This window comes from Thiorhodococcus minor, assembly GCF_010820565.1.
In the GTDB taxonomy this organism is placed as follows: Bacteria; Pseudomonadota; Gammaproteobacteria; order Chromatiales; family Chromatiaceae; genus Thiorhodococcus; species Thiorhodococcus minor.
The window spans coordinates 1-757 of sequence record NZ_JAAIJQ010000308.1 but is presented as its reverse complement, the minus strand read 5'-3'; the positions used below and the strand labels follow the sequence as shown (position 1 = coordinate 757).

Annotated in this window: 1 pseudogene; it reads right to left on the bottom strand. The window is 69.9% G+C overall.

Annotation, left to right across the window (positions count from 1 at the left end):
- Positions 1 to 722, bottom strand: a pseudogene (locus tag G3446_RS27105) (IS66 family transposase); the annotation flags it as partial.
- Positions 723 to 757 lie beyond the last annotated feature (35 nt).

The following is a 757-nucleotide window of genomic DNA, read 5'->3' as shown; positions in this document are numbered from 1 at the left end:
ACCTTCGCGCGCGAGAGGCGCATGCGCTGGGTCAGCGCGCAAATGAAGGCGACCAGCAGCGCTCCAGCGAGATGCCATTCGCTCAGGCTCACCGTCCAGTCGCTATCCTCCTCGCAGCGCCCAGGCTCGGCACGGGGCCAATGGCCACAGGGACACTGGCGCTCAAGGTAGGTCTGTTTGGTCTGTTGCAGCAGCAACCCGGTTGCGCCCGCGCCCGGTTGGGTCAGTTCCAGCTCGTAACGGGCGTTGTGCGCCCGGCTCGCATGGGCCTCGCTCAAGGGCTGAGCACACCCGGCGCAGATGCTGGGGGCATGGGGGCGCTCGACATCGATCGGCAGCACTTGCGTGCGACTGTGCCCCTTCGCGCCACGACGCCGTCCCGCTCGGCCAGCGCAGCGGCGACACTGCGTCGCGCCCGCCGGGGGCGTCTCGCCCTCCTCGTCGGGGGCATCCGTGGGCGCGGTGTCCTCGGCGTCGCCAGCGGCTGATTCCGCCTCAGAGGGCGTCTGCGCGGTTGACCCCTCGCTGCCATCGCGACCCGCCCAGGGCGCACGGCTGCTCGGCGGGCACGAACTGTTGGAGGGATTCTGACCCAGACGCTCCCGCGCCGTCTTCAGATCGGCCAACGCACGCCCCAACAGCGCACGCGCCTGCTCGAGCGTGAGCGTCTCGAGGTAGGCGTCGTCGAATTGGCGCAGGTCGTGGTCGCTGAGGTGCGGCATGTCAGAGCGATGCGTCGCGTCAGAGAAAAGCGGCG